This window comes from Streptomyces sp. NPDC054783, from assembly GCF_053611725.1.
The window spans coordinates 172,080-198,294 of the sequence record NZ_JBSHAY010000013.1; the positions used below are offsets into that span (position 1 = coordinate 172,080).

18 protein-coding genes and 1 tRNA gene are annotated in these 26,215 nt (G+C 71.0%); 8 read left to right on the forward strand and 11 right to left on the reverse strand.

The window, feature by feature from the left end:
* Positions 1 to 76 precede the first annotated feature (76 nt).
* From ACWGJ5_RS23555 to pyk, 3 genes are all read left to right on the forward strand, one after another.
* A complete protein-coding gene (locus tag ACWGJ5_RS23555) occupies positions 77 to 1,453 on the forward strand; it encodes a pyridoxal phosphate-dependent decarboxylase family protein (RefSeq protein WP_453311643.1) in 1,377 nt (458 codons plus the stop codon).
* Complete coding sequence (locus ACWGJ5_RS23560; protein WP_453311644.1) at positions 1,450 to 2,871, forward strand: lysine N(6)-hydroxylase/L-ornithine N(5)-oxygenase family protein; 1,422 nt, start codon at positions 1,450 to 1,452, stop codon at positions 2,869 to 2,871. Before ACWGJ5_RS23555 ends, ACWGJ5_RS23560 begins: the two co-directional genes overlap by 4 nt.
* A gap of 134 nt (positions 2,872 to 3,005) precedes the next feature.
* Complete coding sequence (gene pyk, locus ACWGJ5_RS23565) at positions 3,006 to 4,442, forward strand: pyruvate kinase (RefSeq protein WP_453311645.1); 1,437 nt, start codon at positions 3,006 to 3,008, stop codon at positions 4,440 to 4,442.
* Positions 4,443 to 4,491: 49 nt separating this feature from the next.
* Here pyk and ACWGJ5_RS23570 read toward each other — a convergent pair whose 3' ends face one another.
* Positions 4,492 to 5,265 (reverse strand): transcriptional regulator, encoded by a 774-nt coding sequence (locus tag ACWGJ5_RS23570; RefSeq protein WP_453311646.1) that lies wholly within the window; start codon positions 5,263 to 5,265, stop codon positions 4,492 to 4,494.
* A gap of 105 nt (positions 5,266 to 5,370) precedes the next feature.
* Positions 5,371 to 5,445 (reverse strand) — tRNA-Leu (locus tag ACWGJ5_RS23575).
* Between the two features lie 99 nt (positions 5,446 to 5,544).
* On the opposite strand from ACWGJ5_RS23575, the gene ACWGJ5_RS23580 reads away from it, so the two are divergent.
* Complete coding sequence (locus ACWGJ5_RS23580; protein ID WP_453311647.1) at positions 5,545 to 6,201, forward strand: ANTAR domain-containing response regulator; 657 nt, start codon at positions 5,545 to 5,547, stop codon at positions 6,199 to 6,201.
* A gap of 58 nt (positions 6,202 to 6,259) precedes the next feature.
* On the opposite strand, the gene ACWGJ5_RS23585 is transcribed toward ACWGJ5_RS23580, so the two are convergent.
* From ACWGJ5_RS23585 to ACWGJ5_RS23615, 7 genes are all read right to left on the reverse strand, one after another.
* A complete protein-coding gene (locus ACWGJ5_RS23585; protein WP_453311648.1) occupies positions 6,260 to 6,976 on the reverse strand; it encodes an ABC transporter ATP-binding protein in 717 nt (238 codons plus the stop codon).
* Positions 6,973 to 7,950 (reverse strand): ABC transporter ATP-binding protein, encoded by a 978-nt coding sequence (locus tag ACWGJ5_RS23590; protein WP_453311649.1) that lies wholly within the window; start codon positions 7,948 to 7,950, stop codon positions 6,973 to 6,975. The genes ACWGJ5_RS23585 and ACWGJ5_RS23590 overlap by 4 nt, the downstream gene beginning before the upstream one ends.
* Before the next feature lie 6 nt (positions 7,951 to 7,956).
* Complete coding sequence (locus ACWGJ5_RS23595; RefSeq protein ID WP_453311703.1) at positions 7,957 to 9,747, reverse strand: branched-chain amino acid ABC transporter permease; 1,791 nt, start codon at positions 9,745 to 9,747, stop codon at positions 7,957 to 7,959.
* Between the two features lie 5 nt (positions 9,748 to 9,752).
* Positions 9,753 to 10,691: a branched-chain amino acid ABC transporter permease gene (locus ACWGJ5_RS23600; protein WP_228622589.1), complete on the reverse strand. Its 939-nt coding sequence runs from the start codon at positions 10,689 to 10,691 to the stop codon at positions 9,753 to 9,755.
* Positions 10,692 to 10,800: 109 nt separating this feature from the next.
* A complete protein-coding gene (locus ACWGJ5_RS23605) occupies positions 10,801 to 12,024 on the reverse strand; it encodes a branched-chain amino acid ABC transporter substrate-binding protein (RefSeq protein WP_453311650.1) in 1,224 nt (407 codons plus the stop codon).
* A 706-nt stretch (positions 12,025 to 12,730) separates the two neighbouring features.
* Positions 12,731 to 13,222 carry a hotdog fold thioesterase gene (locus tag ACWGJ5_RS23610; RefSeq protein ID WP_453311651.1) on the reverse strand — a complete coding sequence of 164 codons (492 nt, stop codon included), beginning with the start codon at positions 13,220 to 13,222 and terminating at the stop codon, positions 12,731 to 12,733.
* 49 nt (positions 13,223 to 13,271) lie between these two features.
* Complete coding sequence (locus tag ACWGJ5_RS23615) at positions 13,272 to 15,584, reverse strand: FdhF/YdeP family oxidoreductase (protein ID WP_453311652.1); 2,313 nt, start codon at positions 15,582 to 15,584, stop codon at positions 13,272 to 13,274.
* A gap of 216 nt (positions 15,585 to 15,800) precedes the next feature.
* Here ACWGJ5_RS23615 and polA point away from each other — a divergent pair, with 216 nt between their 5' ends.
* Positions 15,801 to 18,527: a DNA polymerase I gene (gene polA, locus ACWGJ5_RS23620; protein ID WP_453311653.1), complete on the forward strand. Its 2,727-nt coding sequence runs from the start codon at positions 15,801 to 15,803 to the stop codon at positions 18,525 to 18,527.
* 805 nt (positions 18,528 to 19,332) lie between these two features.
* Here the strand turns inward: polA and ACWGJ5_RS23625 are convergent.
* Entirely contained in the window at positions 19,333 to 20,274 is a 942-nt protein-coding gene (locus tag ACWGJ5_RS23625; protein WP_453311654.1) for a DUF4184 family protein, read from the reverse strand.
* A gap of 344 nt (positions 20,275 to 20,618) precedes the next feature.
* Here ACWGJ5_RS23625 and ACWGJ5_RS23630 point away from each other — a divergent pair, with 344 nt between their 5' ends.
* The 3 genes from ACWGJ5_RS23630 to ACWGJ5_RS23640 all read left to right on the forward strand — a co-directional run bounded on the left by ACWGJ5_RS23630 (position 20,619) and on the right by ACWGJ5_RS23640 (position 23,668).
* Positions 20,619 to 22,352, forward strand: coding sequence for a lytic transglycosylase domain-containing protein (locus ACWGJ5_RS23630; protein ID WP_453311655.1), 1,734 nt, complete (start codon positions 20,619 to 20,621; stop codon positions 22,350 to 22,352).
* A 160-nt stretch (positions 22,353 to 22,512) separates the two neighbouring features.
* The gene (locus tag ACWGJ5_RS23635) at positions 22,513 to 22,647 is read left to right on the forward strand and encodes an SPW_0924 family protein (protein ID WP_228622578.1); all 135 of its coding nucleotides are present in this window, start codon (positions 22,513 to 22,515) and stop codon (positions 22,645 to 22,647) included.
* Positions 22,648 to 22,675: 28 nt separating this feature from the next.
* Complete coding sequence (locus ACWGJ5_RS23640; protein ID WP_453311656.1) at positions 22,676 to 23,668, forward strand: DUF3068 domain-containing protein; 993 nt, start codon at positions 22,676 to 22,678, stop codon at positions 23,666 to 23,668.
* On the opposite strand, the gene hrpB is transcribed toward ACWGJ5_RS23640, so the two are convergent.
* Entirely contained in the window at positions 23,658 to 26,180 is a 2,523-nt protein-coding gene (gene hrpB, locus ACWGJ5_RS23645) for an ATP-dependent helicase HrpB (protein ID WP_453311657.1), read from the reverse strand. The two genes, ACWGJ5_RS23640 and hrpB, sit on opposite strands and share 11 nt — an antisense overlap.
* Positions 26,181 to 26,215 lie beyond the last annotated feature (35 nt).

The following is a 26,215-nucleotide window of genomic DNA, read 5'->3' on the forward strand; positions in this document are numbered from 1 at the left end:
TCCCGTACAAGGTGGAAGCTCAAGGGTCCGTAAAAGACGGCATCCAGGGGTCGTTCCGCGAGTGGAGGGTCAGCCGATGAGCGGTGAGGAACCTCTGCGCATGCCGCCCCTCGCCTCGGGCCCCAACGGCCCCGCCGCCCTGCGCCCCCTCCTCGGCACCGTCCTCGACGCGCTCGCGGCCGGTACGCGGGCGCGCGGCGGGCCGTTGCCCGGCGGGGGACCGGAGGCCGTCGCCGCGCGCGTCGCCGACGTGCTCGGCGACGCGCTTCCCGGCCAGGGCGACCCCGACGCGCTGCGCGCCCTCGTGCACGCCCTGGCCGAGGGCGCCGCCGACCCCGCCGACCCGCTGTGCGCGGCCCATCTGCACTGTCCGCCGCTCGCCGTGGCCACCGCCGCCGACCTCGCCGTGAGCATCCTCAACCCGTCCCTGGACTCCTGGGACCAGGCCCCGGCGGCCTCCGCCCTGGAAGCCGCGGTCACCCGCGCCCTGGCCCGCGCCGCCGGCCTCTCCGACGCCCTCGTCACCACCGGCGGCACCGAGTCCAACCAGCTCGCCCTGCTCCTCGCCCGCGAGGCGTACGGCGGCAGCGTGCGGCTCGTGTGCGGGGCCAACGCCCACCACTCGCTGCCGCGCGCCGCCTGGCTGCTCGGCCTGCCCGACCCGGTCGTCGTCCCGGCGGCGGGCGGCACCCTCGACCTCGCCGCCCTCGACGAGGCCCTCACCACGCTCTCCGGCCCGCTGCTGGTCGCCGCCACCGCCGGCACCACCGACGCCGGTCTCATCGACCCGCTGCCCGAGATCGCCGGCCTGTGCGCCGTGCACGGTGCCCGCCTGCACATCGACGCCGCCTACGGCGGATGCCTCCTCTTCAGCGACCGGCACCGCGACAGGCTCGCCGGAATCCAGGCCGCCCACACCGTCACCCTCGACCTGCACAAGCTCGGCTGGCAGCCGGTCGCCGCCGGCCTCCTCGCCGTCGCCCGCCCCGGCGAACTCGCCGTGCTCCACCAGCGCGCCGACTACCTGAACGCCGACGACGACACCGAAGCGGGGCTCCCCGACCTGCTCGACCGCTCCCTGCGCACCACCCGCCGCCCCGACGTCCTCAAGATCGCGGTCACCCTGAAGACCCTCGGCCGCACCGGCCTGGGCGCCCTGGTCGACCAGGTCTGCGCCCGGGCGGCCGAGTTCGCGGCGCTCGTCCGGGACCACCCCGGCTTCGAGCTGTACGACCGGCCCGCGATCAGCACCGTCCTGTTCCGGCCCATGGACGCCACCGACGACGCCGTGGCCGCCGTACGCCGCAGGCTGCTGCACGAGGGCCGGGCCGTCCTCGGGCGCGCCCGGCTCGACGGCAGCCTCTGGCTCAAGGCCACCCTCCTCAACCCCCACACCCGGCCGGACCAGCTGGCCCAGCTCCTGAAACTCGCAGAAGAAGGCACCCCCGTATGACCAACCCCCCACGCCACGAGCCCACCTCCCCCCCCGACCTGGTCGGCATCGGCATCGGCCCCTGCAACCTCTCCCTGGCCGCCCTCGCCCATCCGCTCGCCGAACTCGACGCCGTCTTCTACGAACAGCGCCCCGGCTTCGACTGGCACCCCGGCCTCCTCATCGAGGGCGCGACCATCCAAGTGCCGTTCCTGGCCGACCTGGTGACCCTCGCCGACCCCACCAGCCCCTGGAGCTTCCTGAACTACCTCAGGACCCGCGAACGGCTCTTCCCCTTCTACTTCGCCGAGCGCTTCCACATCCAGCGCGCCGAGTACGACGCCTACTGCCGCTGGGTCGCCCAGAGCCTGCCCGGGCTGCGCTTCCGCCACCAGGTCGACGCGGTCCGCTGGAACCCCGAACGGGACGTGTTCGAGGTCGACTTCACCCAGCTCGACGCCGAGGGCGAAGCCGAGGCGCTGGGCCGTACCTACACCCGCAACATCGTCCTGGGCGTCGGTGCCGAGCCCCATGTACCCGATCCGCTCCAGCCCCTCGTGGACGCCCCGGGCGTACCGGTCGTGCACGCCGCCGACTACCTGGACCACCGTTCCGGCATCCTCGCCGCCGAGCACGTCACCGTCGTCGGCTCCGGACAGTCCGGTGCCGAGGTCTTCCTCGACCTGCTGCGCCACCGCCCCGCCGGGCGGGAGAAGCTGCACTGGATCGGCCGCAGCGAGGCGTTCGCGCCGATGGAGTACTCCAAACTGGGCCTGGAACACTTCACCCCCGACTACACCCGCTACTTCCACGCCCTCGCCGAGCCCGTCCGGGACCGGCTGGTCGCCGCGCAGTGGCAGCTGCACAAGGGCATCGACGCCGGCACCCTCGCCGCCATCCACGACGAGCTGTACCGGCGCACCCTGCGCGGCGGCTGGCCCGACGCCGTCCTCACCCCGGGCGTCCGGGTCCGCACCGCCGGCCGGATCGCCACCACCAAGATCGAGCTGCACCTGGAACACCTCCAGCAGGACAGCCGCTCCCGGCTGACGACCGACGCGGTCGTCCTCGCCACCGGCTACCGCGACCGCCCGCTCGACCGCGTCCTCGCCGGGCTCGACCCCTATCTGCGCCGCGACAGCGGCGAACGCCTGCGCATCGACGAGGAGTTCCGGCTCGTCACCGACCCGTCCGTGACCGGCTCGGTGTACGTCCAGAACGCCGAGCTGCACACCCATGGCGTGGGCGCACCCGACCTCGGGCTCGCCGCCTGGCGCAGCGCCACCATCCTCAACTCGCTCACCGGCAAGGAGTCGTACCCGCAGCCCTCGCGAACCGCTTTCACCACATTCGGACTTGAGGCATCCCGGCACCCCGGGCACCGCATGCCGCAGGCCCGCCAGGCACGGCACCTCACGCCACTGGTCGACGGCACATGATCCCGAAGGGAAATTCGCTCATCGGAGCGAGCGACCGCACAATTCAACACTTGTCAATAACCCTTTACGCAAAGGTTGTTGAGTGGTCATGTGGGGCCGATTCTCTACCCGCGGGTAAGGCCTAGGCTCGACATATGCGCCGAGCAAAGATCGTCTGTACTCTGGGGCCCGCCACCGACTCGTACGACCAGATCAAGGCACTGGTCGACGCCGGAATGGACGTGGCCCGATTCAATCTCAGCCACGGCACCCACGCCGAACACGAGGAGCGCTACCGGCGAGTGCGCAAGGCGGCCGACGAAACCGGCCGCAGCGTCGGAATTCTCGCCGACCTTCAAGGCCCGAAGATCCGACTCGCCCGTTTCGGGGAAGGACCGGTACTCCTTGAACGCGGCGACGCATTCACCATCACCGTCGAGGAGGGCGTCGAGGGCGACCGCCACCGCTGCGGCACCACCTACGCCGGACTCGCCGCCGACGTCACCCCCGGTGAGCGCATCCTCGTCGACGACGGCAAGGTCTGCCTGGAGGTCACCGCCGTCGACGGCCCGCGCGTCCGCACCCGCGTGGTCGAGGGCGGCGTGATCTCCGACCACAAGGGCCTGAACCTCCCCGGCGTCGCCGTCTCCGTCCCCGCCCTCTCCGAGAAGGACGAGGAGGACCTGCGCTGGGCGCTGCGCACCGGCTTCGACGTCATCGCGCTCTCCTTCGTCCGCAGCGGCGACGACGCCAGGGGCGTGCACCGGATCATGGCCGAGGAGGGCCGCCGCCTCCCGCTGATCGCCAAGGTCGAGAAGCCGCAGGCCGTCGCGAACCTCGACGACATCGTGGCCGCCTTCGACGGGATCATGGTCGCGCGCGGCGACCTGGGCGTGGAGATGCCCCTGGAGCAGGTGCCGATCGTGCAGAAGCGCGCGATCAAGCTCGCCAAGCGCAACGCCAAGCCGGTCATCGTCGCCACCCAGATGCTCGACTCGATGGTCGACAACGCCCGGCCGACCCGCGCCGAGGCCTCCGACGTGGCCAACGCGGTCCTCGACGGCACGGACGCGGTGATGCTCTCCGGCGAGACCAGCGTCGGCAAGTACCCGGTCGAGACCGTGCGCACCATGGCGAAGATCGTCGCGGCGGCCGAGGAGGACATGCTGGCCAAGGGCCTGCCGCCGCTGACCGAGCGCAACAAGCCACGCACCCAGGGCGGTGCGGTCGCCCGTGCGGCGGCGGAGATGGGTGACTTCCTGGGCGCCAGGTTCCTGGTGGCGTTCACCCAGTCGGGAGACACCGCCCGCCGCCTGTCCCGCTACCGCTCCCCGATCCCCCTCCTGGCCTTCACCCCCGAGCCGGCCACCCGCTCTCAGCTGAGCCTCACCTGGGGCGCCGAGACCTTCCTCGGCCCGCACGTCGACTCCACCGACGCCATGGTCGACCAGGTGGACGAGCTGTTGCTGAAGTACGGCCGGTGCGAGAAGGGCGACGTCGTGGTGATCACGGCCGGCTCCCCGCCCGGGGTCTCCGGCTCGACCAACATGGTCCGCGTCCACCACATCGGCGAGGACGACAGCCCGAGGTGACGGGTCGGGGCCCCTCTTATAGCGGGGCCCCTCTTATAGGGGCCCCTTTTCAGTGCTTGGGGCCGACGTGGGTGTCGAGGAGGGCGACCGAGGCTTTGCGGGCGATGGAGATGTTGAACGGGTGGCTGCCGCGGGCCAGGGTGGTCCACTCGACGCCGACTCGGTCGAGGGCGCCGGTGAAGAGCTTCCGGATGTCGCCCGACTTGTTGGAGAAGAAGTAGCGCGGGTATTCGTACCGCTTGCGCTCACCGGCGACCATGCGGGTCGTCCAGTTGGTGATCCGGCAGCCGTCGGAGTGGATCAGGCCGCGGATGAACTCCCAGGGGTGGGCATTGACGATGGCTTGCTGCCAGGACTCCAGCGCGATCTTGCGGTTGTGCTTCGGGCCGGGGCCGTGCTGGGGGAAGAGACAGGGCCAGTGCTTGCTGCTGACGGTGACCGCCACGCAGCCCTGTTTCCGGACGCGGACGACGCTGTTGTCCGGGCGCACGGCGCGTAATGCCGCCTCGCACGCATCGATGATGCCTGGCCAGGCGTTGTCCAGAACGACGCGCATGAAGTAGACGCCTCTGTGATGAGCGTTGATGCAGCCGTCGCCGAGGTAGAGACCAAGAAGGTAGGCGTAGGCGGACGGGTTCTGAGGCGGGCCGGGGATCTCCTGGCATCGAGGACAGGGCTTGCCTGCGCTTTCAAGGGGCTCGATGCGTGTCTGCCAGGAGCGGATCGCATGCCGGGATATCCCCGTCTCCCTGCTGGCGGAGCTGAGGCTGCGCCCCTGTGCCACCAGCGCGAGGGCTCGCTTGCGCGTGCTGATGTCGTACATGTGAACACCATGCGGGAGTGATCGCGGAGACACGCAGCAAAAAGTGGAAGATCACGCGAACGTGATCCTTCACTTGCCTGGTCGACCTTGGAATCCAAGGAAAAGTGCCCCGGGTCGGACTCGAACCGACACTGTACGGGTTTTGAATCCGTTGCCTGCTGCCAATTGGGCTACCGGGGCTCGCAGAATCCAAGGTTTCCCCCGACCCTCCGCGCGTCCACCATACCGTAGCTAGGTAGGCTCTTGTCAGCAGTACCCTGCCTGGAACAAGGAGCCCCCGTGACCGCCGAGTCGCCCCAGCCCGTAGACGCGCCCGACGACGACAAGTCGCACGTGCCTCCGCTGACGACCCGTGTCGTCATCGCCGAGGACGAGGCCCTGATCCGGCTCGATCTGAAAGAGATGCTGGAGGAGGAGGGGTACACCGTCGTCGGCGAGGCCGGGGACGGTGAGCAGGCCGTCGAGCTGGCCCGCGAGCACCGGCCGGACCTGGTCATCCTGGACGTGAAGATGCCCAAGCTGGACGGGATCTCCGCGGCCGAGAAGATCGCCGAGGAGTCCATCGCGCCGGTGCTGATGCTCACCGCCTTCTCGCAGCGCGACCTCGTCGAGCGCGCCCGGGACGCCGGTGCCATGGCGTACCTGGTCAAGCCGTTCAGCAAGAGCGATGTCGTCCCGGCCATCGAGATGGCCGTCTCCCGCTTCACCGAGCTGAAGCAGCTGGAGCAGGAGGTCGCCGACCTCACCCAGCGCCTGGAGACCCGCAAGCTGGTCGACCGCGCGAAGTCCGTCCTGCAGACCGAGTACGGCCTGACCGAGCCGGCCGCGTTCCGCTGGATCCAGAAGACGTCCATGGACCGCCGGATGTCGATGCAGCAGGTCGCGGAGGCCGTGATCGCGGACAACGAGGAGAAGAAGTCGGCCAAGAAGGGCTGACCTGTACGACGAGGCCCGCGCCCCGGAGAAGGGGGCGCGGGCCTCGTCGTAGCCCTGGTCAGTCCTCGCCCAGGTACGCCTTGCGGACCGACTCGTCGTGCAGCAGGTCCTGACCCGTGCCCGACAGGACGATGTTGCCGACCTCCATGACATGGCCCTGGTCGGCGAGCGAGAGGGCCGCCTGGGCGTTCTGTTCGACCAGCAGGATCGTCGTGCCCTGGGACTTCAGCTCGGCGATCGTCGACATGATCTTCTGCATCATGATCGGCGACAGGCCCATCGACGGCTCGTCCAGCATCAGCAGCTTCGGCCGGGACATCAGCGCCCTGCCCATCGCCAGCATCTGCTGCTCACCGCCGGAGAGGGTGCCCGCGGCCTGCTTGCGCCGCTCGCCCAGGATGGGGAACAGGTCGTAGGCGCGCTGGATGTCCTTCTCGATGCCCTCCTTGTCCTTGCGGAGGAAGGCGCCGAGCTGGAGGTTCTCGGCGATGGTCAGGCGCGGGAAGATGTGCCGGCCCTCGGGGGAGTGGGCGAGACCGAGCGCGACGATCTTGTGCGCCGGCACGCCCGTGAGCGGCTTGCCGTCGAAGACGATCCTTCCCGACGTGGGCTTGAGCAGGCCCGACAGGGTGCGCAGCGTGGTCGTCTTGCCGGCGCCGTTGGTGCCGATGAGGGTGACGACCTGGCCGGCCTCGACACTGAACGAGATGCCCTTGACGGCCTCGATCTTGCCGTAGGCGACCCTGAGATCCTCGACCTCCAGCAGTGCGGTCACTGGGCCTCTCCCTTGGTGGTGCCGGTGCTCTCCGCGTCGGCCGACTCCGCCTCCGAGTCGGCTTCGGCTGTCTCGTCCGCCGCGGCTTCGGCCTCGTCCGCCGCGGCTTCGGCCTCGTCCGCCGCGGCTTCGGCCTCGTCCGCCTCGGCCGCGTCCGCCGCGGCTTCGGCGGCCTCGACCTCCGCGACCTCCGCCGCCCCCGGGTCGCCCTCGAAGGGCTCACCCAGATAGGCGGCGACGACACGCTCGTCGGCCTGTACGACGTCGGAGGTGCCCTCGACGAGCTTCTCGCCCTGCACGAGCACGGCGACCCGGTCGCACAGGTTGAAGATGAAGCGCATGTCGTGCTCGATGACGAGGACGGCGATGCCCTTGTCCCGGATGGCGAAGACCAGTTCCTCGGTGGACCGGGTCTCCTGCGGGTTCATGCCGGCCGTCGGCTCGTCGAGCAGCAGCAGGCCCGGCTCGCTCGCCAGTGCCCGCGCGATCTCCAGCTTGCGCTGCTCGCCGTAGGGCAGGTTGCGCGCGAGGTGCTCGCGCTTGGCGGCGAGTCCGACGAACTCCAGGAGTTCCATGGCCTTCGCCTCGGACTCCTTCTCGGCCTTGCGGAACCCGGGGCCGCGCAGCAGGGCCGACCACAGGCCCTCCTTGGTCCGCGTGTGGCGGCCCACGAGGACGTTCTCCAGGACGGTCATGTTGGCGAACAGCCGGATGTTCTGGAAGGTACGGGCGATGCCCGCCTGCGTCACCAGGTGCGGCTTGGGCGGCAGCACCTTGCCCTCGTAGGCGACCGTGCCCTCGGTGGGGACGTACAGGCCGGTGAGGCAGTTGAAGAAGGTGGTCTTGCCGGCGCCGTTCGGGCCGATGAGGCCGACGATCTCGCCGCTGTTGACCGTGAAGTCGACGGACCGGACGGCGGTCAGACCGCCGAAGCGCATCGTGACGTCGCGGGCTTCGAGTACAGGTGTCGTCATGGTTCCTTACGCCCCTGCCTTGGTGACGGCCGGTTCGTCGGTCAGCGTCTTCTGCGCCGGTACGTCGAGCTGGCCGGTCTCGTGGAACTCCAGCTGGCGGCGGCGGTTGGCGATGATGCCCTCCGGCCGGAAACGCATCAGCAGGATCAGCGCGAGGCCGAAGGCGAACAGCTCGTAGTTCTGCAGGAACTGGAGCTTCTCCGGGACCAGGTAGAGCACGCTCGCGCCGAGCAGCGGGCCGCTGACGGTGCCCATGCCGCCGAGGACGACGGCGGCCAGGAGGAAGGCCGAGTTGGGCGGGGCGGCGCCGGCGAACTGGTACGGCTGCGGGTTGACGCTGTAGTTGACGTGCGCCATCACGGTGCCGGCGAGGCCGGCGAGGGAGGCGCCGAGCGCGAAGGCGATGAGCTTGACCCGGAAGCCGTTGATGCCCATGGCGGTGGCGGCGGTCTCGTCCTCGCGGATGGCGATCCACGAGCGGCCGATACGGGAGTCGGCGGCGCGGGTGAAGACGAGGACGACGATCGCCGTGATGAGGAGCATCAGGAAGAGGTAGTTGGCGAAGCGGCCGAGGGTGAATCCGCCGACGTCGTGGGCGTCACCCAGGTTGAACCCGAAGATCTTGATGTCGGGGATCTGGGTGATGCCGTTGGGGCCGCGCGTGACGTTCGGTCCGGAGTCGCCGTCCAGGCTGTTGACGGTGATGCGGAAGATCTCTCCGAAGCCGAGGGTGACGATGGCCAGGTAGTCGCCGCGCAGTCGCAGCGTGGGGCCGCCGATCAGGACGCCGAAGACCAGCGAGGCGGCCATGCCGGTGAGGGCGGCGGCCCAGAAGGGGAAGTGGACGCCGTAGGGGGAGTACTCGGAGCCGGAGACCAGCGCGGCGGCGTAGGCACCGACGCCGAGGAAGGCGACGTAACCGAGGTCGAGCAGGCCGGTGAGGCCGACGACGATGTTCAGGCCGAGGGCGACGGTGGCGAAGATGAGGATGTTCACGCCGATGTTGGCGTTGTGGTCGTCGCTCTGGGTGAAGGGGAAGATCACGGCGGCGACGAAGGCCAGGGTGGTGGCGAAGCCCTTGTGCCGGGCGGACATCGTCGCGAACCGGTCGAGGAGGCCGGCGTGGACCAGGCCCCAGGCGCCGAAGACGAGGACGAGCAGGAACCCGATGAAGGTCTCGCTGTCGTCGTCGTTGATGCCGATGCCGTAGGTGAAGACCACCAGGGCGAGAGCGGTGCCGACGGTGACGGCGGCACGCTCGGCGAGCGGCGAGAGCGCGCCGGGACGGGGCTGGTCGGGCTTGGTGAGGTAGCCGCGCAGGCCCGTACCGGGGTTCGGGTGGGGCAGCGCGAGGGCGCCGACGACGGGCAGCGCGGAGGCCGCCATCGCCACGAAGGCGCCGGGGTCCAGGTTCACCAGGCCGCCGAGGTCGACGGCGATGGCGATGCCGGTGAACCAGCAGACGGCGAACGCCGAGAGCGTGATCAGCAGGACCGGGGAGGTGGCCCTGCCCGGGTTCAGCCAGTTCAGCCCGCGTACGTTCCACAGGGTGAGCCCGTACAGCAGGGTGAGGGCGCCGGCCACGAGGGCGATGACCTGCAGGCCCGCCGGGTAGCCGTAGATCGTCAGGTCACCGGGGAAGTTGGGGGTCCAGGTCCAGCTGAGGAAGGTGCTGGCGATGGTGCCGATCGCGCCGACCGCGATGAGCGGGCGGGCCGCGGCCGGCGGGAGCGGGACGGGCCCGCGCCCGGCCGATTCCGGGGCCTGGGCGGTGGTCTCGGTGGTGGTGTCGGTCATGCTGCTCACGCCCTGTCCGCGACGCGTTCGCCGAGCAGGCCCTGTGGCCTGAAGAGGAGTACGAGAATGAGGAGGACGAAGGCCCACACGGGAGCCCAGCTGCCGCCGCCGAGCTGGTGCATGCCGGGGATGTCGGCGATGTAGGCGGTGGCCATGGCCTCGGCGAGACCCAGGACGAGGCCGCCGAGCATGGCGCCGTAGATGTTGCCGATGCCGCCGAGGACGGCTGCGGTGAACGCCTTCAGACCGGCGAGGAAGCCCATGTCGTAGGAGACCGAGCCGTACTTGAGGCCGTAGGAGACACCGGCGACGGCCGCGAAGAAGCCGCCGATGGCGAAGGCGATGACGATGATGCGGTTGGTGTCGATGCCCATCAGCTGGGCGGTGTCCGGGTCCTGGGCGGTGGCCTGCATGGCGCGGCCGGTGCGGGAGAGCCGGACGAAGAAGGCGAGGACCGCCATGCACACCGGGGCGGCGATGATCAGGAAGACGTCACCGCTCTGCACGGTCACGGAGCCGATGTGCAGCGGGCCGAACGGCAACTGCGGGAAGACGCGGGCGGACTTGGCGTCGCCGTCGACGTGGTACCAGTTGAAGACCGCCTGCTGCAGTGCGAGCGACAGGCCGATCGCGGTGATCAGCGGGGCGAGGCGTGGCGCGCCGCGCAGTGGACGGTAGGCGAAACGCTCGGCGCCGACGGCGATGAGCACGGCGACCAGTGCACCGCCGATCAGCATCGCCGGCAGGGCTATCCACATGGATATGCCGTCCGGCAGGACGAGGTAGACCGTGAGGGCGCCGAAGCCTCCGGTCATGAAGATCTCGCCGTGGGCGAAGTTGATGAGCTGGACGATGCCGTACACCATCGTGTATCCGATGGCGATCAGCCCGTACATCGAGCCGAGGAACAGCCCGTTGGCCAGCTGCTGCGGCAGGGTGTTCACCGCATGGCCTCCATGTGGTGGGGAGAGTCAAGGGGGCGGTAGAAGGCGGGCCGCGCGGTGACGGTGGTCTGCGCCGCGCGGCCCTGGTGAGGCGATGTGCTTCGGTGGCTTACTTCGGGTTGGCCGTACCGCTCTTGACGGACTTCCACACACCGTTGGTGACCTGGTAGACGGTCAGCTGCTTGTTGGTGGTGTCGCCGTACTCGTCGAACGAGATCTTGCCGGAGATGCCGTCGAAGGAGGTCTTCTGGACGGCGTCGACGACCTGGCTGCGGGCGTCGGACGGAAGCTTGCCGTCCTTCACGACCTGGCCGACGGCCTTGATGATGGCGGTGGCGGCGTCGTAGGCGTACGAGCCGTAAGTGCCGTAGTCACCGGGGTACTTCTTGGCCTTGTAGGTGGCCACGAAGTCCTTGGCGGCGGGCAGGGTGTCGACCGGGACGCCGATGGAGGTGACCAGGTCGCCCTCGGCGGACTTGCCGGCGGTCTTGATGTAGGTCGGGGTGAACATGCCGTCACCGCCGAACAGCGGGATCTTGGCGCCGGCGTCCTTGAGCTGCTTGGTCAGCACCTCGGACTCGTCGTACTGGCCGCCGTAGTAGAGCACGTCGGCACCCGAGTTCTTGATCTTGGTGACCAGGGTGGAGAAGTCACGGTCGCCGGTGTTGACGTGGTCGGTGCCGATGACCTTGCCGCCCTGCTTGGCGAACTGCTCCTTGAAGATCTTGGAGAGGCCCGCGCCGTAGGTCTGCTTGTCGTCGACGACGAACGCCTTCTTCGCGTGGACGCCGTTGAAGGCGTAGTCCGCCGCGTAGGCGCCCTGCAGAGCGTCGGTGGTGGCGGTGCGGAAGTAGGTCTTGAACGGGCGGGACTTGCTGGTCTGCCAGTTCTTGCCCTGGGTCAGCTCGGGGGCGGTGTTGGACGGGGAGATCTCCACCAGGTTGGCGGTGGCGAAGACCTGCTGCATCTGCGTGGCCACGCCGGAGTTGAGCGGGCCGACCACGCCGAGCACGGTCTTGTCGGAGACGAGCTGGGTGGCGTTCTGCTGGCCGGTGGCGGGGATCGCCTTGTCGTCCAGCGATTTGATCTTGAAGGTGACGCCCGGGACCGTCTTGTTCTTGTTGGCGTCGTCGACGGCGATCTGGGCGCCGTATTGAATACCCAGGCCGGTCGCGGAGTTCTGGCCGGTCAGCGGAGCGTCGACGCCGATCGTGACGGTCACGTTGCCACTGTCGCCGCCCTTGCTGTCGTTGTTTCGGGAGCCGCAAGCGGTGAGAGTCAGAGCTCCGGTGGTCAGCACGGAGGTAAGAATCACCAGAGAACGCTGTCGCACTATCGATCCTTTCCGCAGGCACGTTCCGCCCCTTGAGGGTGCGAAGCTGCCGCGCCGGTACCGAACTCCCTATGGAGCGGTGACTGGCGGTGACTCTAAGCGTGTGTGAGGAACGTGGAGGAGTGCTTGACCAAGGCTGTGACGCTCTTGTTATGACACGAGGTAATGCAGAGCGGTACTGCGTGGGGGGAAAGCAGGAATTCGGCCCGATTCACCCTGTCCGCATTCTGAGAACCTGCAGGCCTTGCCGTAATCGGTTCAGGCGTCTCGAGGGTTTTGGTGATTACATCGCGCCGTTGCTGCAGGCGACTTCCGTGGCTCCGGATGATGTTGTGCATCGGGGGCCGCAGGGATGAAAATATGAATGCGTATTGCATGCATATTACGCAGGGTTACGCGCAGGAAAAGGAAGTTGAGGGCTGGGAGGCGAGGGTGGAAAGCGAGGGCGGAAGGGGGGCGCAAGGAAGACGCAAGGAGGGCGCAAGGGAGGGGTAAGGCGAGGCTTCGGAGCTTCTTCGCGTCCCATGCCGGGGCGGGCCGGGGAAGGCCGTGTGACGGGCGGTCAGGCGCGGTGCGTGCGCCACGGGCGGTACGTGCCCGTTGGCCCGTCAGTTCAGCGGCGACACCGGTCCGTTGCCATTCCGCACCCGAGGTCCGCGCCCGGCGAAGGGACCGCTGCAAGGAGCAGCCCCTTCGCCGGCCGTCGTCAGGCGCCGGTGCCCTGGACGCGCCTGGCGTCGGCCTCGTTCACGTCCCGCAGCAGGCAGGTCAGCCGGGCGCTGCACACCCGGCGGCCCTGCTCGTCGCTGATCACGATCTCGTACGTCGCCGTCGAACGGCCCCGGTGCACCGGCGTGGCCACACCGGTCACCAGGCCCGAGCGGGCCGCGCGGTGGTGCGTGCAGTTCAGGTCCACGCCGACCGCGATCTTCGAGCTGCCGCCGTGCAGCATGGAGCCGACCGAGCCGAGCGTCTCCGCCAGCACCGCGGAGGCGCCGCCGTGCAGCAGGCCGTACGGCTGGGTGTTGCCCTCCACCGGCATGGTCCCGACGACCTTCTCCGCCGAGGCCTCCAGGATCTGCACCCCCATGCGGGTGCCGAGGTGTCCGGCCGAGAAGAGGGCGGGCAGGTCGACACCGAGCGCCGCGTACTCGTCGATGACTTCCTGCGGGAATTTCACCTGCTGCTGCTCGCCCATGGGCCCGGCTCCTTCGTCGTACACCTGAATGTGGTGGCTGAGCAAACGCTCAGTCGGTCGCCGATTGTTCCAGACGGCCCTCCGCCTGCCCGGTGTGACCTTCGAGACGTACGACCACGGACTTGCTGGCCGGGGTGTTGCTGGTGTCGGCGGTCGCGTCGAGCGGGACCAGGACGTTCGTCTCCGGGTAGTACGCCGCCGCGCATCCCCGGCTCGTCGGGTAGTGCGCGACCCGGAAGCCGGGCGCCCGCCGTTCCACGCCGTCCTTCCACTCGCTCACCAGGTCGACGTACGACCCCTCGGCCAACCCGAGCGCCCGCGCGTCCTCGGGATTCACGAGCACCACCCGGCGGCCGCCCGTGATGCCCCGGTAGCGGTCGTCCAGGCCGTAGATCGTGGTGTTGTACTGGTCGTGCGAGCGCAGGGTCTGCAACAGCAGTCGGCCCTCGGGCAGTTCGGGGTACTCCACGGGCGCCGCCGTGAAGTTCGCCTTGCCGGTGGCGGTCGGGAAGCGGCGCTCGTCACGCGGGGCGTGCGGCAGCGTGAAGCCGCCGGGGCGGGCCACGCGCGCGTTGAAGTCCTGGAAACCGGGGACCACGCGCGCGATGCGGTCACGGATCGTCGCGTAGTCCTTCTCGAACTCCTCCCACGGCACGACGCTGTCCGTGCCGAGCACGCGGCGGGCCAGGCCGCAGATGATCGCGGGCTCCGACCTCAGCCGCGGGCTCGCCGGTGCCAGCCGCCCGCGCGAGGCGTGCACCATGCCCATCGAGTCCTCGACGGTCACGAACTGCTCGCCGCTCGCCTGCAGATCCCGCTCGGTGCGGCCCAGCGTGGGCAGGATCAGCGCCCGCGCGCCCGTGACGACGTGCGAGCGGTTGAGCTTGGTCGACACGTGCACCGTCAGCCGCGCCCGCCGCATCGCGGCCTCGGTGACCTCGGTGTCGGGGGAGGCGGAGACGAAGTTGCCGCCCATGGCGAAGAACACCTTCGCCTCGCCGTCGCGCAGCGCGCGGATGGCCCGTACGACGTCGAAGCCGTGCTCGCGCGGTGGCGCGAACCCGAACTCCTTCTCCAGCGCGTCCAGGAAGGCCGCAGCGGGCCGTTCGAAGATGCCCATGGTGCGGTCGCCCTGGACGTTGCTGTGCCCGCGCACCGGGCACACGCCCGCGCCCGGTCGGCCGATGTTGCCGCGCAGCAGCAGGAAGTTGACGACCTCGCGGATGGTCGGGACGGCGTGCTTGTGCTGGGTGAGGCCCATGGCCCAGCAGACGATGGTGCGCTTCGAGGCGAGCGCCATGCCGAGGGCCTGCTCGATCTCCGCGCGCGTGAGGCCCGTCGCCCTCAGGGTCTCCTCCCAGTCGGCGGCGCGCGCGGCCTCGGAGAACTCCTCGAATCCGTGGGTGTGTTCGCGGACGAACTCCTCGTCGACCGCGCCCTCCGTCTCCAGGACGAGTTTGTTGAGCAGCCGGAAGAGGGCCTGGTCACCGCCGATGCGGATCTGCAGGAACAGGTCGGTGAGGGCGGCGCCCTTCAGCAGGCCCTGCGGCGTCTGCGGGTTCTTGAACCGCTCCAGGCCGGCCTCGGGCAGCGGATTGACGCTGATGATCCTCGCGCCGTTCGCCTTGGCCTTCTCCAGCGCGGAGAGCATGCGCGGATGGTTCGTCCCCGGGTTCTGCCCCGCGACGATGATCAGGTCGGCCTTGTGGAGGTCCTCCAGCAGAACGCTGCCCTTGCCGATGCCGATGGTCTCGCTGAGCGCCGAACCGGACGACTCGTGGCACATGTTCGAGCAGTCCGGCAGGTTGTTCGTACCCAGCTCGCGCGCGAACAACTGGTAAAGGAACGCGGCCTCGTTGCTGGTGCGGCCCGAGGTGTAGAAGACCGCCTCGTCGGGGGAGGAGAGGGCGGTGATCTCCTCGGCGACGATGTCGAAGGCGCGCTCCCAGCTGACCGGTTCGTAGTGCGTGCCGCCTTCGGCGAGATACATGGGGTGCGTGAGCCGCCCCTGCTGCCCCAGCCAGTACCCGCTCCTCGCCGCCAGGTCGGCCACGGAGTGCGCGGCGAAGAACTCCGGGGTGACCCGGCGCAGGGTGGCCTCCTCGGCCACCGCCTTCGCGCCGTTCTCGCAGAACTCCGCCTTGTGCCGGTGGTCCGGCTCCGGCCAGGCGCAGCCCGGGCAGTCGAACCCGTCCTTCTGGTTCACCCGCAGCAACGTCAGCGCCGTGCGCCGCACGCCCATCTGCTGCTGGGCGATCCGCAGCGTGTGCCCGATGGCGGGCAGCCCCGCCGCGGCGTGCTTCGGCTCCGCGACCTGCGGCGCGTCCTGAACCGGATCACCCTTGGGCGGCTTCGTCGCCATCGCACGCTCCCCTTCGACTGCGTGTGAGAAGTACGGTGCCGATCCTCCCACGGGGCACCGACAACGACACCGCCCCCTTCTCCCGCCCGCCCTCTTCCCGCGAGCGCCACCACTCCCGGGCCGACGGCAACACGCCGAGTGACGGGCCGGCAACCCTCGGCAGCCCGCCGGTGCACGCGGCCCGGAGTGTCAGTGGGGCGTGGCAGGATCGGGGGCGTGGCAGAGACAGCATCGAAGAAGACCGACAAGATCCCCGGCGGCACTCGTCCCCGGCTGATGCTCATGGACGGGCATTCGCTGGCCTACCGCGCGTTCTTCGCGCTGCCCGCGGAGAACTTCACGACCGCGACCGGCCAGCCGACGAACGCGATCTACGGCTTCGCGTCGATGCTGGCCAACACCCTGCGTGACGAGGCGCCCACGCACTTCGCGGTGGCCTTCGACGTCTCGCGCAAGACTTGGCGCTCCGAGCGGTTCACCGAGTACAAGGCGAACCGCTCCAAGACCCCGGACGAGTTCAAGGGCCAGGTCGAGCTGATCGGCGAGCTCCTCGACGCGATGCACGCCCCCCGCTTCGCCGTGGAGGGGTTCGAGGCGGACGACGTCATCGCCACCCTCGCCACCCAGGCCGAGGCCGAAGGCTTCGAGGTGCTGATCGTCACCGGCGACCGCGACTCCTTCCAGCTGGTCACCGACCACATCACCGTGCTCTACCCGACCAAGGGCGTCTCGGAGCTGACCCGGTTCACCCCGGAGAAGGTTTTCGAGAAGTACGGATTGACGCCCGCCCAGTACCCGGACTTCGCGGCCCTGCGCGGCGACCCGTCCGACAACCTCCCCGGCATCCCCGGCGTCGGTGAGAAGACCGCGGCGAAGTGGATCAACCAGTTCGGCTCGTTCGCAGAGCTGGTCGAGCGCGCCGACGAGGTCAAGGGCAAGGCCGGGCAGAACCTCCGTGACCACTTGGAGTCGGTCAAGCTCAACCGCGTCCTCACCGAGCTGGAGCGCCAGGTCGAGCTGCCCAGGGCGGTCGCCGACCTGGAGCGGGCCGCGTACGACCGCAAGACCGTCACGATGGTCCTGGACACCCTGGAGATCCGCAACCCGTCCCTGCGTGAGCGTCTCTTCGCCGTCGACCCCGGCGCCGAGGAGGCCGAGACCACGCCGATCACCACCGACGGCGTGGAGCTGGACGGCAAGATCCTGCGCACCGGCGAGCTGGCCCCCTGGCTCGCCGAGCACGGCGCCGAGACCCTGGGCATCGCCACCGTCGACACCTGGGCGCTGGGCACCGGCTCGGTCGCCGAGGTCGCCCTGGCCGCCGCCGGGGGAGCGGCCGCCTGGTTCGACCCGGCCGAGCTGGACGAGGCCGACGAGAACGCGTTCGCGGCCTGGCTGGCCGACGCCGGCCGCCCCAAGGTGTTCCACAGCGCCAAGGGCGCCATGCGCGTCTTCGCCGAGCACGGCTGGTCCGTCGCGGGCGTGTCCATGGACACCGCGCTCGCCGCCTACCTCGTCAAGCCCGGCCGCCGCTCCTTCGACCTGGACGCCCTCTCCCTGGAGTACCTGCACCGCGAGCTCGCGCCCGCCGCCGCGGCCGACGGCCAGCTGGCCTTCGGCGCCGACGAGGGCGCCGAGGCCGAGGCCCTGATGATCCAGGCCCGTGCGGTCCTCGACCTCGGTACGGCCTTCGAGACCCGCCTCGAGGAGGTCGGCGCGGCCGACCTGCTGCGCGACATGGAGCTGCCCACCTCCGCCCTGCTCGCCCGCATGGAGCGCCACGGCATCGCGGCCGACCGCGCGCACCTCGAGGCGATGGAGCAGACCTTCGCGGGCGCCGTGCAGCAGGCCGTGAAGGAGGCGCACGCGGCCGCCGGTCACGAGTTCAACCTGGGCTCGCCCAAGCAGCTCCAGGAGGTCCTCTTCGGCGAGCTGGCCCTGCCGAAGACGAAGAAGACCAAGACCGGCTACACCACGGACGCCGACGCCCTGGCCTGGCTCGCCACCCAGACCGACAACGAACTGCCGGTGATCATGCTCCGCCACCGCGAGCAGGCGAAGCTGCGGGTCACGGTCGAGGGCCTGATCAAGACCGTCGCGGGCGACGGCCGTATCCACACCACCTTCAACCAGACGGTGGCCGCGACCGGGCGCCTGTCCTCCACGGACCCGAACCTGCAGAACATCCCGGTCCGCACCGACGAGGGCCGCGCGATCCGCCGCGGCTTCGTGGTCGGCGAGGGCTTCGAGTCGCTGATGACCGCCGACTACAGCCAGATCGAACTGCGGGTGATGGCCCACCTCTCCGAGGACGAGGGTCTGATCCAGGCGTTCACCTCCGGCGAGGACCTGCACACCACGGCCGCCTCCCAGGTGTTCGGCGTCGAGCCCGCCGCGGTGGACGCGGAGATGCGCCGCAAGATCAAGGCGATGTCGTACGGCCTGGCCTACGGCCTGTCCGCCTTCGGGCTGTCCCAGCAGTTGAACATCGAGGCGGCGGAGGCCCGCGCCCTGATGGACGCCTACTTCGAGCGCTTCGGCGGAGTCCGCGACTACCTCCGCCGCGCGGTCGACGAGGCACGTGCGACCGGCTACACGGCGACGCTCTTCGGCCGCCGCCGCTACCTGCCGGACCTCAACAGCGACAACCGTCAGCGCCGCGAGGCGGCCGAGCGCATGGCCCTCAACGCGCCCATCCAGGGCACCGCCGCCGACATCGTCAAGATCGCCATGCTCAAGGTGGACGGCGCCCTGCGGGCGGCGGACCTGAAGTCCCGGATGCTCCTGCAGGTCCACGACGAAATCGTCCTGGAGATCGCCCCCGGCGAGCGGTCGGCCGCCGAGCAGATCGTCCGCCGGGAAATGTCCACCGCCGTCCACCTCCGGGCCCCCCTGGACGTCTCCGTCGGCGTCGGCCCGGACTGGGAGTCGGCAGCGCACTAGCCTGCGGCGCTCGGGCGGAGGGGGCGTTGCAACCGGCCTCGGCTGCAATCGCCCCCTCCGCTGCACCGGCAGGGCACCAGACACCGACACCGACCCCCACGTCCCCGCCGGCGCCTCCTTGCCCACCCCAACGGTGCCCCGCCCCCGCGGCGCTCTGCGGCAGGCCGAACCCACCGCAGCACCACGCCCGGGTCCGACCCGCACGCTGAATCCCTGGGCCCCCTCACATCGCGCCGCAACGGTGGCCGGCCGCCGCAACGGTGCCCCGCCCCCGCGGCGCTCTCCGGCAGGCCGAACCCACCGCAGCACCACGCCCGGGTCCGACCCGCACCCCGAAAGCTCGCTCCCCGGCCCGCCCCTCCAGCACAGGAGCCCGGCGCTCACGCCAACAATTCGGCCGAACCCCCGGAGGGACCCGTCACTCACGTGGCCCCCGCCAAAACGCCCCCCACCCCCAACAGCCGCAAAACTGCGGGCATGGGTATACGCATGCTTCACCGCCGGACGCCCGAGGCATACATCCGGGCCTGGGCGGACACCGCCTCGGCGCAGGCCATGCCCGCCTCGCCGGTCCCGGCCCTCGCGGCCGACGCAAGCACCGCCCGCATCCCCGCCGACCTGACCGCGACCGTCCGCAGGGCCGCCACGCATCTCCGGCACAGACTCGCCGGCCTGACCGTCCCCGTCGACCGCGCCCCCGACTGGCGCCAGTGGGCCGACCTCGCCCGCGGCTACCTCGCCCTCGCGCTCACCGCGATCCCGAGACCGCGCCCCCGGCGCACCCTCACCGTCTTCGTCGCGTCGCTCACCGACCGACCGGCCGCCCCCGGCCCGCACCGATCACCCCACCGGGACCACCGGGACCACCGGGACCACCGGGACCAGCGGAACCAGCGGGACCAGCAGGAGCAGCGGGATCCGCGAGACCGCCAGGACCGTCGGGGACCGGGCCCCGACGCCACACCCTGACCCCGACGGCGTACAGCACCACCCCCACCACCAGCCCGGCGCCCACCCCGAAGCACAGCGTCGGCACCAGTTCCCACGGCCGTTCCGGTGCCCCCATGAGCGCCCGCCAACGCGCCGCCCGCTGCACCGCCCCGGCCGCCGCACAGCCGCCGAGCACCGCGCCGGCCCACCACCGGTCCCGTACCGACAGCACGGGCACCCCCGCCGGCGCCCCGCCCGGCGCACGCCGCAGCGCACGCACGGCGAACACCGTGATCACGAGCGCGCCCACCACGGACGAGCCGTACTGCAGCCACGAGAACACCGGCAGGCCCGCCACCCGGTCCCGCCCGATGGCCGGAACCAGCCGGGTCCCCCACCGTCCTTGATGCGTGAACGCGTCCCACACCACATGGGTCAGTGCCCCCAGCACCGCGGAGACGTACCACCGCACCACCGTGACCACGCGGACACGCGCGCGTGGCGCACCGCAGCGCAGCAGCACGGCCGGCCGCCCCTGCCGGCCGCGGGGCAGCAGCGCGAGCAACGGCTCGCGGACGAGCAGCCACAGTCCCACCAGCGCCCACGAGATGAGCACGTCGACCGTGAAGACCCCGGCGAACGCGTGCGTGACGGCGCCGAATTCCATGCCGCCGGGCAGGACGCTCGCCGCATAGAAGGGCATGTCGGGCGCGAAGGAGCCCGCGACGAGCACCGCCGGCACCAGCGGGCCGCGGCCGGTCCCGTCCCGGCGGACCGCGGGCAGCACGGCCGCCGCATGGCTGAGCGTGAACGGCAACAGAGCCCCCAGGTACGGTCGTCGGCCATGGCGTCGAGCCGGTGATCACGTTTGTCCAGTATCTGCCGGTCAGGCCGGCTCTGTGCGAGGGGCCCGCCTTTCGAGCGTCCTGCGTGACAACCGGAGTTGGCCAACTGGTGAAAAACGGGCGCGAACCGGTCCCGACGCGAAGCAAGTTGTCGTAGGGTCACCTGCGGCGTGACCCGCCGGGCGCGTGGTCGAACGCGCGTCGCACAGATGGAAGGATGTCACAGGGGCAACCGGAACACCGGGTCAACCGTCACACCAGGGCGAGGCAGACAGCCGGAGACGGACGCACGACGTCCACAGGAGGGGTTCACTCGATGGCGGCGCATTTCGGAAGGCGGCTGCGCAAGGGGGCGGCGACCACCGCCGTGGCCGCGGCAGCGGTCGCGGCTCTGTCTGCGTCCCAGGCTCCGGGAATGCCCGGCGAGGACCACGGCACACAGGCGACGGCCGGCGCCTCCGTCCCCGTACCCCCCGCGACCTCCGACGGCGACGCCACCGGCAACTCGCCGTACTACACGGACCTGCCGCCGCTCAACAGCCCCAACCCCAGCCCCTCACCGAGCGCCACCGGCACCCCTGTCGCCCAGGGTGACGCCGATGCCGGCATCCCGGCGACGGTCCTCGACGCCTACAAGAAGGCCGAGGCCGAACTGCGTGCCGCCAAACCCGGCTGCAACCTGCCCTGGCAGCTGCTCGCCGCGATCGGCAAGGTCGAGTCGGGGCAGGCCCGTGGCGGCCGGGTCGACGCGTCCGGCACCACGATCGGCCGGATCCTGGGCCCGGCGCTCGACGGCAACGGCTTCGCCCTCATCAAGGACACCGACCACGGCGTCTACGACGGCAACACCGAGTACGACCAGGCCGTCGGCCCCATGCAGTTCATCCCGTCGACCTGGGCCTGGGCGGGCCGCGACGGCAACGGCGACGGCAAGAAGGACCCCAACAACGTCTACGACGCCGCCCTCGCCGCGGGCCACTACCTGTGCCGCAACGGCTGGGACCTCTCGCGCGAGGACGGCCTGCACAGCGCGATCCTCAGCTACAACAACTCGCAGGACTACCTGAACACGGTCCTGTCGTGGCTGGAGTACTACCGCAAGGGCACCCACTCCGTGCCCAACGGCACCGGCGGCGTGCCCACCCACCGCAGCGACGACGGAACCCCGCGCGCCAAGTCCCCGAAGCACACGAAGGCGCCGAAGACCAAGCCGGACCCGAAGCCGGACCCCAAGCCCGGTACGCCCGGCGGCGGGCACGGGAGCCCCACTCCGACGCCGCCGAAGCCGCCCGTTCCGCCGACGCCCCCGCAGACCCCCACCGACACCGTGGACCACCTGCAGGACGCGGGCACCGCCAAGCTCACCGCGATGGCCGGCCACGGCTTCACCGAACAGATCGGCACCCGCGCCGAGACCAAGGCCGGCAAGGCCGTCGCCAAGGTCAGGATCCGGTTCACCATCACCGGGGACACCGACGCCACCTTCGCGGGCGGCGAGACCGTGGCCACGGTCGCCACCGACGCCAAGGGCGTCGCCCTCGCCCCGGCGCTCCAGGCGGGCGAGAAGACCGGCGACTTCAAGGTCATGGCCACCGTCGTGGGCCGCACGGTCGCGGGCCTCGGCTACACGGCCACCGTCACCGAGCGCGCCGCCGACACCCTGGCGCGCACCAGCGACACCCCGCTGACCTGCACCCCGGGCGGCGAGTTCGCCGACCAGGTCCAGGTGAAGGCGACGTACAAGGGCGCCGTCGCGGACAAGGTCGCGGCCACCGCCACCCTGATCAAGTCCGACACCGACGCCACCGAGAACGACAAGGGCCCGTACTTCAAGGACGCCGACGGCAAGCCCGTACGCACCCTCGCCGACCTCCGGACGGACGCCAAGGGCCTGCTGACCCTGCCGAAGCTGTACGCGGACGACACCACCGGCACCTTCCTGCTCCGCATCACCACCACCGGCGGTGCGACGCTCACCGTCGAGCTGAAGGTCGCCGCCGCAGACTCCTCGGCGAGCCCGTCCCCGTTTCCGAGCCCGTCCGCCTCCTGACACCCGCGAACCGGCAGGGCGCCCTCTCCGCACCGGCGGGGAGGGCGCCCTCGTTGGTCCGTGCACCGCTGTTCTCATCTCACCCGCCCGTTGCTACGGTGCCGAACCTGACGTGCCATCAGAAAGCCGTCAGGACACGACCGTCCGCCGGGAGGCCCGTATGCGCGCCCTGATCGCCGCCGCGACAGGTCTCGCCCTCGCGTTCGCCCTGGTCCTGGCGATGACCGCCATGGGCACGCCGACGGGCCGGACATCCCCCAAGCCGCTGCTGACGACGGTGCCCTCGCACCCGTAGCCGCGCCCGTCCGGGAGGGAGGCCTTCCATGCGCCGCAAGGCAAGCCTGGTCCTGCTCGCCTGCGCCGTCTTCTGCGCGGCGCTCGCCCCGCTGCTGCGCTGGTACGCCTTCCCGCGCCTGGCGAGGATCCCCGCGAACCAGTACCAGGACATGGTTCTCGAGGCCAAGGGCGCCACCCTCCTCGACTACGGCACGATGCGCGCGAAGAAGGTCTCCAGGGTCACCATCGTGCAGACCCTCAAGGGCGACGTGGACGCCGCGAAGAAGATCGAGAGGACGGCGGGCCGGCCGGTCGTGGTCTGGGACAGCCTCTCCTACGTCCAGGGCCCCGACGGCAAGATGGTCTCCAAGGTCCCCGAGCGCTACATCTTCGACGCCCACAGCCAGGACCCCGTGCACGCCACCGGCGAGATGGTCGACGGCGACCCCGTCACCCGCCAGGGCATCGAGTTCAAGTGGCCCTTCCTGACACAGAAACGCGACTACGAGTACTTCGACGCCCAGACCCGCACCGCCAACCCCATCCACTACAAGGGCACCCGGACCTTCCGCGGCCTGAAGGTCTACTACTTCGAGCAGGCCATCCCCTGGACCAAGGTCCCCATGCCGAAGACCATGCCCATCCAGGGCATCACGCCCGAATCGGTCGCCAACACGGGAACGACCCGCTGGTACAGCACGGTCCGCAGATTCTGGGTCGAACCCGTCACCGGTGCGCCCGTCTACGGCGAGGAACTCCACAAGGAGGAACTGCGCGGCGGCACCCTGCTCGGCGGCCGGGACCGGGTCACTGCCTTCGCCGGGGACGTGAAGATGCGCGAGGACTACATCGGGCACACGGTCGCCCTGGTCAAGCACAACCGCACCCTGGTGCTGATGCTCACCTCGTACGTCCCCTGGGGTTCCCTGACCGCGGGAGTCCTGCTCCTCGCTCTCTCCCTCTGCCTGGAGGGCCGAGCCCGCCGACCTCGGGACCCGGCACCCGCGGAACCGGCCGAACCCGAACCGGTCAGCGCCTGAGCCGCGCGTTGGTGTGCCGGGTGGGCTCGGCGGCCGCCGGGTCCTCGGGCCACGGATGCTTCGGATACCGTCCGCGCAGCTCCGCCCGTACGCCCTGATAGCCGCCCTTCCAGAAGGAGGCGAGGTCGGCCGTGACGGCGGCGGGCCGCCCGGCGGGGGAGAGCAGATGCACGAGCAGCGGCACGCCCGCGACGGCCGGCGTCTCGCGCAGCCCGAACATCTCCTGCAGCTTGACCGCGAGCACCGGCCGCTCCGGATCCCGATAGTCGATCCGGATTCTGGACCCACTCGGTACGGTGACCCGCTCCGGGGCCAGCTCGTCCAGCCGCGCGGCTTCCCCACTCGCCCACGGCAGCAGCCGTGGGAGCGCCTGCCCGGCGTCGATCCGGCCGAGATCGGCCCGCCGCCGGGCCCGGCTCAGCTCCGGCTCCAGCCAGTCGTCCACGCACGCGTGCAGCGCGTCGTCGGACACGTCCGGCCACGGCTCACCCAGATGCACCCGCAGGAAGGCCAGCCGCTGCCGCAGCACCTCCGCCTCCGGCGACCAGCGCAACACCCCGAGCCCTTCCTGCCGGAGCCCTTCGAGCAGGGCGGCGCGTACGAGCGCCGGGTCGGCCTCCCTCAGGGGCTGTACGGCGAGCTCGACGGCGCCGAGCCGTTCGACATGCCGGGCCACGACATCCCCGCCGGCCCAGCGCACCTCGTCCCCCTCGCCGAACAGCGCCCCGGCGGCGGCCCGCGCCACGTCCTCGCTCACGGCGGCCCCGAGCAGCACGCGCGCGTGCCCCGTACCGGAGGGCCGATCGGCGACGGCGACGACGATCCAGGGCGCACCCCGCAACGCCGACGCACCACTCAACTCGGCCCGCGTGCCGGAGGCCATCAGATACGACCCACCGTCGAGCTTGGCGACCCGCTCGGGAAAGGCGAGCGCGGCGACAAGCCCGGCGAGGTCGTCACCGGTGCCTGGCCCGACCTGGACGGCGCCTCCTGGCCGACAGCGACCGGCGGGCGGGTGGGAAAACTCCTGTGCGACGGCCCGCAGCCGCCGCACCTCCGCAGCCCACCGCGCAGCGTAGGCGTCACCACCACGCCGGGCACGTCGCAATGCACCGGCGAGATCATCCCCGTAGTCCCGCGGCACCTCTTCGGAAAGCAGAGCGACGACCTCGGCGCCCTCACCTGACGTATCCAGCAATGCCCGCCCCAACCGAGGGTGCACCCCCAGCCGAGCCAGCCGCTCACCGACCGACGTGGCCCGACCGGCGGAGTCCACCGCCCCCACCGCCGTCAACGCGGAGCGTGCCGCCGCCATCGCCCCACCCGGCGGAGGATCGAGCAACGCCATCCCGGAGGCGTCCGGATCGCCCCAGCAAGCCGCCTGCAAGGCGAACGCGGTCAGGTCGGCCACCTTGATCTCCGGCGCCGGAAACGCCGGCAGACGCCCGTCCTCGACCTCGGACCAGCACCGGTACACCGCCCCCGGCGCCTCCCGTCCGGCCCGCCCCGCCCGCTGCCGCCCGGCCGCCCGGGACGCCCGGACCGTCGTCAGCCCGCTCAGCCCGCGCGCGTGGTCCACCCGGGGCTCCCGCGCGAGCCCGGAGTCCACCACCACGCGCACCCCGGGCACCGTCAGCGAGGACTCCGCCACCGAGGTCGCCAGCACCACCCGGCGCCGCCCGGCGGCAGACAGCACCGCCTCCTGCACGGCGGCCGGCGCCCGCCCGTGCACCTGGAGCACGTCGACGTCCACCACGGCGCCCAGTTGGCCCGCCACGCGCGCGATCTCGCCCACACCGGGCAGGAAGCACAGCACGTCCCCGTCCCGCTCGGCCAGCGCCCGCCGCACCATCGAGGCCACATGAGTCAGCAGCGCCGGATCGACCCGCATCCCGTGCGGCGGCCGTACCGGACGCGCCGGAGGCGCCCACACCACCTCCACCGGGTGCGCGACGCCCTCCGCCGCCACCACGGGCGCCCCGCCCAGCAGCCGCGCCCAGCCCTCGGCGTCGGTCGTCGCCGACGCGGCCACCAGCCGCAGCTCCGGCCGCAGTGCCTGCCGTACGTCCCACAGGAAGGCGGCCGCCGTGTCGGCGTCCAGATGCCGCTCGTGGCACTCGTCGAGGACGACGGCGTCGACGCCGGGCAGTTCCTGGTCCCGTTGCAGCCGCTGCAGCAGCACACCGGTCGTCACGATCTCCACGCGCGTGTGCCGGCTCACGGCCCGCTCACCGCGCACCGTGAAGCCGATGCTCTCGCCGGGCTTCTCGCCCAGCAGCCACGCCATGCGCCGCGCCGCCGCTCGCGCCGCGATCCGGCGCGGCTCGGCCACCACGACCCGCCGCGCGGGACCGCCCCCGACCAGCCCCGCCAGCACGAGCGGCACCAGCGTCGTCTTGCCGGTGCCGGGCGGCGCCACGAGCACGGCGGTGCCGCCGTCCTCCAGGGCCTCGGTCAGGGCGGGCAGGGCCGAGCGCACGGGCAGCGCGTCCAGGGCGTCGTAACGGATCACGCCCCCAGTGTCGTACGAAGGCGAAACCGGCCCTG